The following is a 6,555-nucleotide window of genomic DNA, read 5'->3' as shown; positions in this document are numbered from 1 at the left end:
TGCTGTTTGATCTCTTTGATCTCGCCAATGACGATTTTCCCCACTTGATAGGTTTTTGCTAGCTCGATTATTTTTCTGCTTGCTTGATGGAGATAATTCTGAAGGATATGATGTCGTTTCATTCGTAATTTCTGAATATGTTTGGTAGTACCGAATGCTTTTGCTCCCACCTGTTTCATTCGTATGGATTGGTAATGTGCAATTCGTTGATTTATGTAACCATTGATGCTTTTTAATTGCTTGCCACTGATGAGGTAATTATCTTTACTGTGAGAGAAGGTGATTGCTGCAAGGTTATCCAGTCCGAGGTCAATCGCCATTAAATGCGGAGCGTTGCTTATCTTTTTTGGCTTCATTTGATAGATAATCAACAGATACCAAACTTTTTTGATCCGATCAAATTGGATGCGGATTTGTTGAATGTTTGCGTCTTCCGGTAAGGGAAGGTGTTTGACTTCCACTTTTAAACTGTCAACCTGAAAGACATCCTGTATTTTCTTTGAAAGGGAGAGCAAAAGATTTCCGTCTATTTTACGAATCGCAAAATTGGTAAAAATCACTTCGTTTTTACGCTTGTCTACATGCTTATAACCTGGGGGCTGAGGCATCGCTTTATACTTATTTGGGTTCTTCCTATAGTCTTCCAACGCTTTAAAATAGCTTTTCCAATTTTGTTCGAGAACTTTTAGACATTGTTGATAGGTATGCGAATGGAGATATTCCTTATGCCAATTGGATTTCAGTTCCCTTTCGAGCGCATGGTATGATTTATATTGGTTTTCACGGTTTTGATGGTTGGCAATGTTGTATAGTTTGGTGGTATGAAAGGATAATTCTTCGATGATTTGTTCTTGTTGACCGGTCCATCGTGGGTAGAATTTAAGCGTTAGTTTCAATCGATTCACCTCCTCTTCCTATGATGATTATACCATAAGAAAAGGGGTTATGGAACATTTGTTTGTAATCAGTCAGCATTCATCTCCCACTTATAGAAGATGGGAGTCTTCTGCTAAGTATTGATAAATTCTTCCCAATTAGGAGTTTCATTTTCCGGTAAATTCCAGTATTCCTTTCGATAGTCGTTGATACTCTTGACTTTTTCAGCTTCTTGATAACTATATGCTTTAGCTAGCGAACCCACACAGTAGCACTCTCTGTTGTAAGGATTGACTTCCAAATTTTCATCGTAAGGAGCTAGTAATTCTTCCACCTTCTGCTTAATGTCCTCTGTCTCCTTGGGAACTATTACCAAAGCAACAAAATGACTCATTTTTACATTCCTCCTCTTAGTTTTTGAAAAACAAAAAAAGCGAATCTGCCATATCTAGGCAAACTCGCTTATTTTTAAAATAATAAAACCACACATCTCCCTATAAAAGGGCATACGTGTGGTATTTTTAACAAATCCCATACATGCACACTTGGTATGCGCATGTTCTTTTGTGAGAGGCCTTTCGGTTCCCCTCGGCCCAGCTTTTCCTGCTCGCACTTTGGCGGGGAATACAAGGGCTTTATGAGCTAACTTTCGTTTCGCTCTTTACCGGCCTTACGACTACGGCGATCCGCTTTCTCCTGCTCATCATAGCTTTACCCCTTTTGCTATGATGGAGAGCAATCGGACTTTGATGGACTCACTTTCGTTTTTGTCCTTACCGATCTTTCGATGACGGATTCCTTATCCTTTAGTTGGGGAGGATAGAGGAATATATTGCTATATGTATATTTTACAGTTTTCTTTGGAAAACAGCAAGTGAAAAATCGAATGTATTTTCCCTTTTTCGCAAACAAAAAAGGAGTTAGAGGAAATATCCCCTAACTCCTACCGGTTAGCCATGACCTTTATAAAGGTCATGGCTGACGCTAAGGCGTCGTCCGCAGGGTTATGTGGTTTCAGGCCTTTTAGACCTGAATATTCGATCCGGTTTACGTCTGGATCGATCCCCTTCGCTTGCAATACGGATGATACGTCGTAAAGCGGATACGGTCCATTCCATTGTCGGTTTTCGAGATCATCCAAGATGACCTGTCTTAAAAAATTTGTTTCTACGGGATACCCTACATCCACCAGGATGTAGGAATCACCTTTGTGTTTTTGATATATGTCCCAGAAGGCCTCCCTCAGGTCAACGTCTGTTTCGTACTTTTGAAGGCCTTCTAAATTGGGCAAAACATTTTGTTTCACCCAATCATTTTTTATTTTGATTTGAGCGATCCCGGCGAACCGCTCGATTTCCTCGCCGGACTCACTTAATACGACTGCCCCCACAGCGAAGGGAGCCCCGTATAGCCCGTCAGTTTCAACGTCAAAACAGAAGACTTTCATTCAAATTCCTCCTCGTATAGTATTTTTAGACGAATATTAATTCGTCTCCGTTGCCTCGGCTTGTGTGAGAACTCGCAAGAGTGGGGTGATTACTCCCCCACTGCTTCTGCGATTTCCTTACGACAAAAATTCACTACGGCATCGAAGTCGTCTTCTTCTGCCGGAAAATTTGCCGGATTTCCCCCTGCTGGATACCAGATAAAATCGGCTTTTCGATTCTCAAAGTCGATGTTGACCAGAACGAGATCGCCCTCTTGGATCTGATCAAGCTTTTCGGCATCAGCTTCAAAATATTTTTTTGCTTCGACAATGATCGATACTTGTTTCATTTTTAATTTCCTCCTTTTTGTTCCTTGATTACATTTTACAATCAAGGAAGCCTATTTGGCTCCCCTGATTCTCTTTCCCGAAAATAAGATTGCAACGCCAATAATACAAGTTCCACCCCTTCTAAACTCGGGGTGAACTCCTCATCGTACTCCATACGTTTTTCTATCTCCTCCAAAAACTGGTACGATAACCTCCAACCTCTTTGGGCTTCATCAGCAGTTGCTACTGGGAATTCCAGCTTTTTCAGATTTTTCACTCCAAACTCCTCCTTATTTGATCAAATGTAAATCTTTTCAATACTTCTTGCTGATTTACTGCCTCTGCTCCAAGTATCAACAGGGCGACCATTGCAGTAATGCCACCTCTATCAATCTTTTTAGAAAGAAATTTTTCCTTCGGACTCATCAAAAATACCCCTTTTCTTTTAGCCTACAATACTGACCGTCTCCAATCACAACATGATCAAGAAGCTCAATTCCCATAATGTTACCGACTTCATGAAGTCGCTTGGTCACCTGTATATCTTCCCGACTCGGGGTTGGATCTCCGCTCGGATGATTATGGAAACATACGATTGAAGCACTATTTCTCATCAAAGCCTCTCGAAAGATTTCCCTCGGATGGAAGATGGAAACGTTTAAACTACCGATAAACACAGTCTTTTTCCCAATCACCTGACCTTTTATATTTAAAAACAGTACGACACATTGTTCTTGTTGGGCAAAGCGAAGTTCATCCATCATATATTGGGCTGCATCGTAAGGTGAGCGAATGGTGTAGGGATTCTCAGGTTTTGATTTTGCCAATTTCTTTGCAAGCCCAAATGCTGCCATTATCCTTGTAGCAGCAGAATCGCCGATTCCAGGGAATTCTAGAAGTTCGTTTTTTGAAATTGTAGACAATCTTCTTACTCCCAATGAGGCCAATTTACCACATAATTCCGGGGTAGCATGCTGCCCTATTATTATGGCAAGTAGATTCTGCAAATCCACATCTTCAGGTGCATAATACTGTATCGCTTCACGTGCAATCTGGCAGTAGTTTGGTCTTTTAATTTCGTCATCTCCAAACATACCGATTTGGACAATTTTGCTCATTTTTACCTCCTTTTTTTCACTTGCAAAAAGGAGGCCGGATGGCACTCCTAAATTGCAAGTGCCACCCGTTTTTTGCCCGGTGATCGGCAGATTATTCGCTACACGTTTTCTGTCCGCATCTTGGACATCTTACGCATCCCGGTACTCTGTCATATTCCAACGGAACCGCAAATTGTGATCCGCAGGAATAACATTCTATCATTTGATAATCGATTTGTTTTTGCATATTCATCACCTCGAAATTGAAAAACGTTCCCCTTTATCTTTTTCGAGAATCAAATCTCCTTGTTTCTTTTTTCTGACCGTATTTACTCAATATTTCTTCTCCCCAACCTATTTTTTTTAGGTTGGCAGATGTAACGGTGAGAATCTCCCATGGATTAATACCGTCCAAGACCATATCTTGAGCCATTTCCTTTAAAGAACTGGACTCAAATCTCCAAGAAGTCGAGACTGTATAGTCCCAAACTTTATCAGCAGTCATAATAGGTCCATGGTTATCCACGTATGACTTTAATTTGTCTTTTATAGACTTTAACACTGCTTCCAAACGTTCGGCTTCGTTGGCAAGTTGAATCGCTTCTTCAGCGGTCTCTATTTTTTCAAGAATCTGAGTAGCCATCATCAATACCTCCCAAAATTTTTATAACATTCCTCAACAAATGGACAATACTTACATAAGCCTGATGGTGTTGCGGGAAAAAGTTGTTCAGCTTTTGATGAATCCATCTCTAGCAAAAACAGCTTTTCCTCTATCTCCATGGCCGTGTCATATGCCCATAGCCTCGCTTTTTCTCCATCCGATAAATCAAAGGTTGTACTCTCTCTTCTTCTAAAGCGAAGAAAAAACAGTGAGCCAACAATTGAATGGATATTTCTTAGTTTCATCAATGCCCACGCATACAGTGGCAATTGCATTGTATTCCATACACCATATGGCTTCCGGTTCGTTTTCCAATCCACAAAAAAACCTTCTGGCGTGATGAGGTCAATATACCCTTGTACCTGTGGGGCTGAAGGAGAATCAGACAGAGGTACACAAAAATAGACCTCTGTCTCCCCCATTCCCTTTTCTGCTCCGGCATTTTGAATCAGCCACTGAACTTCTTCTCTTTTGAGAGGGAAGAAGTCCGTTTCGACTAAGCCTTTGTATACCGCTTCTTCTAACGAAATCCCGTCATTGATTATCATCTCAATTCCTTTGTGTACCGCTTTGCCTAAAGCCCGTGGCTCTGTCTGTGGCTCTTCCCTGCCTTCTATATAGCGAAGGTAAAACTTATATGGGCAGGATTCATATAGTGATAGACGACTGAACGAATAGATCATATTAACCTAAAACGGGAGGTCATCATCCGAAATGTCCATGACATCCCCGGTGCCAGCAAACGGGTCACTTTCTTGCTTTTTGCCCGATTGATTCCCATTTTTCGGTTGAGATAAAAATTCAACTTGATTCGCCACCACTTCTGTTGCCCATCGGTCATTCCCTTGCTGATCTTGATACTTCCTGACCTGAATCCAGCCCTGTACAGAAACGAGCGTCCCTTTTTTCGTATACTGTGCCGTGGCTTCCGCTATTTTCCCCCAGATGACAATCGGGATGAAGTCTACATCTTGCTGTCCTTCTTTGGCAAAGGGACGATTGACGGCCAGATTGACTTGAGTTACCGCCGTTCCACTTTGTGTGTACCGTAATTCAGGGTCTTTTACAAAACGTCCTACCAATGTTACATTGTTCATTTTATCCTCCTTCACAACCCTATCGGGCGGCTGACTTATTTTTATGCCCCGTCAGCAAGGGCTTATTTTTACAAAATTCTAATGCGAATTTCTCCGCCTCTTTTGCCCATTCCGGCCATTTGGAAAGAGAATAGACTTGAAGCACTTTTTCCAATAGCGGTGCCCCGATTTCTCTCTCCCTATCTCGAATGGACTCTATCGCTTTTTGGTATGAAAAAGAGTGGATTCCGACAATCAACAATTGAAACGCCTCATAACGTTCCCATTGAAGAAAATCGTTCCACTCGTTTAAAACAAGGCTTCTGGTTCTTTTGTAGTAATCCTTGTCCCTCTTTCTCAATTCAGCCCAATTAGGTTTTCCAAGATATCCCAACATTTTCAATTGGGTTGTGGTTAGCTTTTCCGCCGGGTGTAGTTTATACTTATACTTCTTTTTTCCGGTTTCTCTTCCATTTTCTCTTTGGTACATTTGAACTACTTCATGTTCCGGTACTTTAGTTAGAAGAGAGATAAACCGAAAAACCCCACCGGATTCGCCACAATACCAGCACTTGAAGACTTGATCAATGGTGTTTAGGGATAAATAATACTTATCCCTTCTTTTGATATCGGCGAGGCAAAACGGGCATTTGGTACGAACCTCTTTTTTACCCAGTGATCGGGAATCAAAACTAAGCCCGTGCTTTTTTGCTATATCCAAAATGTCAGGAAGCATGACACTCGACTTCCTTTACGATGGATATAATCTCCGCTTCACTTCCCGGAACGGGAATTTGTTCCCATTGGGGCTGAAGAGTGATGTGGCGATTGATCGGGACAATCTCCTTCTGGGGTAGCCAGGGAGCAAACTCCCACCATCGCCATTGTCTGTAGCAACTAATCGCCTCTTCAACATGCGTGCACTTCGTCTTAAACCGATGAGCCGGGCAAGCATGTGAAACAATCAATCTTTCATTTTCGGGTTTGACTTCGACCACGTAGACTCCGCTTCTGCTTTTAGACGGGATCACGCAGTAAAGTGCAATCCCGTCTGTGAAAGCTGAAATAATCATCTATTTCACCATC

At 41.7% G+C, this 6,555-nt stretch carries 12 protein-coding genes; all 12 read right to left on the bottom strand.

The window, feature by feature from the left end:
- A partial coding sequence (locus L1765_RS11315) for an RNA-guided endonuclease InsQ/TnpB family protein (RefSeq protein ID WP_236407399.1) occupies positions 1-896 on the bottom strand: 896 nt, incomplete at its 3' end.
- 113 nt (positions 897-1,009) lie between these two features.
- Complete coding sequence (locus L1765_RS11310; protein ID WP_236407396.1) at positions 1,010-1,270, bottom strand: hypothetical protein; 261 nt, start codon at positions 1,268-1,270, stop codon at positions 1,010-1,012.
- A 549-nt stretch (positions 1,271-1,819) separates the two neighbouring features.
- Positions 1,820-2,323: a hypothetical protein gene (locus L1765_RS11305; RefSeq protein WP_236407393.1), complete on the bottom strand. Its 504-nt coding sequence runs from the start codon at positions 2,321-2,323 to the stop codon at positions 1,820-1,822.
- A gap of 89 nt (positions 2,324-2,412) precedes the next feature.
- On the bottom strand, positions 2,413-2,652 hold the full coding sequence (locus tag L1765_RS11300; protein WP_236407391.1) for a hypothetical protein: 240 nt from the start codon (positions 2,650-2,652) through the stop codon (positions 2,413-2,415).
- A 41-nt stretch (positions 2,653-2,693) separates the two neighbouring features.
- Positions 2,694-2,909 (bottom strand): hypothetical protein, encoded by a 216-nt coding sequence (locus L1765_RS11295; protein WP_236407388.1) that lies wholly within the window; start codon positions 2,907-2,909, stop codon positions 2,694-2,696.
- Entirely contained in the window at positions 2,906-3,058 is a 153-nt protein-coding gene (locus tag L1765_RS11290) for a hypothetical protein (RefSeq protein ID WP_236407386.1), read from the bottom strand. The genes L1765_RS11295 and L1765_RS11290 overlap by 4 nt, the downstream gene beginning before the upstream one ends.
- A complete protein-coding gene (gene radC / locus L1765_RS11285; RefSeq protein ID WP_407942258.1) occupies positions 3,058-3,726 on the bottom strand; it encodes a RadC family protein in 669 nt (222 codons plus the stop codon). Before radC ends, L1765_RS11290 begins: the two co-directional genes overlap by 1 nt.
- Positions 3,727-4,009: 283 nt before the next feature.
- Positions 4,010-4,372: a hypothetical protein gene (locus tag L1765_RS11280; RefSeq protein WP_236407382.1), complete on the bottom strand. Its 363-nt coding sequence runs from the start codon at positions 4,370-4,372 to the stop codon at positions 4,010-4,012.
- A 2-nt stretch (positions 4,373-4,374) separates the two neighbouring features.
- A complete protein-coding gene (locus L1765_RS11275; protein WP_236407380.1) occupies positions 4,375-5,076 on the bottom strand; it encodes a PD-(D/E)XK nuclease family protein in 702 nt (233 codons plus the stop codon).
- 6 nt (positions 5,077-5,082) lie between these two features.
- Entirely contained in the window at positions 5,083-5,490 is a 408-nt protein-coding gene (locus L1765_RS11270; protein WP_236407377.1) for a single-stranded DNA-binding protein, read from the bottom strand.
- A gap of 19 nt (positions 5,491-5,509) precedes the next feature.
- On the bottom strand, positions 5,510-6,205 hold the full coding sequence (locus tag L1765_RS11265) for a hypothetical protein (protein ID WP_236407375.1): 696 nt from the start codon (positions 6,203-6,205) through the stop codon (positions 5,510-5,512).
- On the bottom strand, positions 6,195-6,542 hold the full coding sequence (locus tag L1765_RS11260) for a hypothetical protein (protein WP_236407373.1): 348 nt from the start codon (positions 6,540-6,542) through the stop codon (positions 6,195-6,197). Before L1765_RS11260 ends, L1765_RS11265 begins: the two co-directional genes overlap by 11 nt.
- Positions 6,543-6,555: the final 13 nt, after the last annotated feature.

This window comes from Microaerobacter geothermalis, from assembly GCF_021608135.1.
In the GTDB taxonomy this organism is placed as follows: Bacteria; Bacillota; Bacilli; order DSM-22679; family DSM-22679; genus Microaerobacter; species Microaerobacter geothermalis.
Note: the sequence above shows the minus strand (reverse complement) of the source record. Positions and strands in the feature narration are given on the sequence as shown.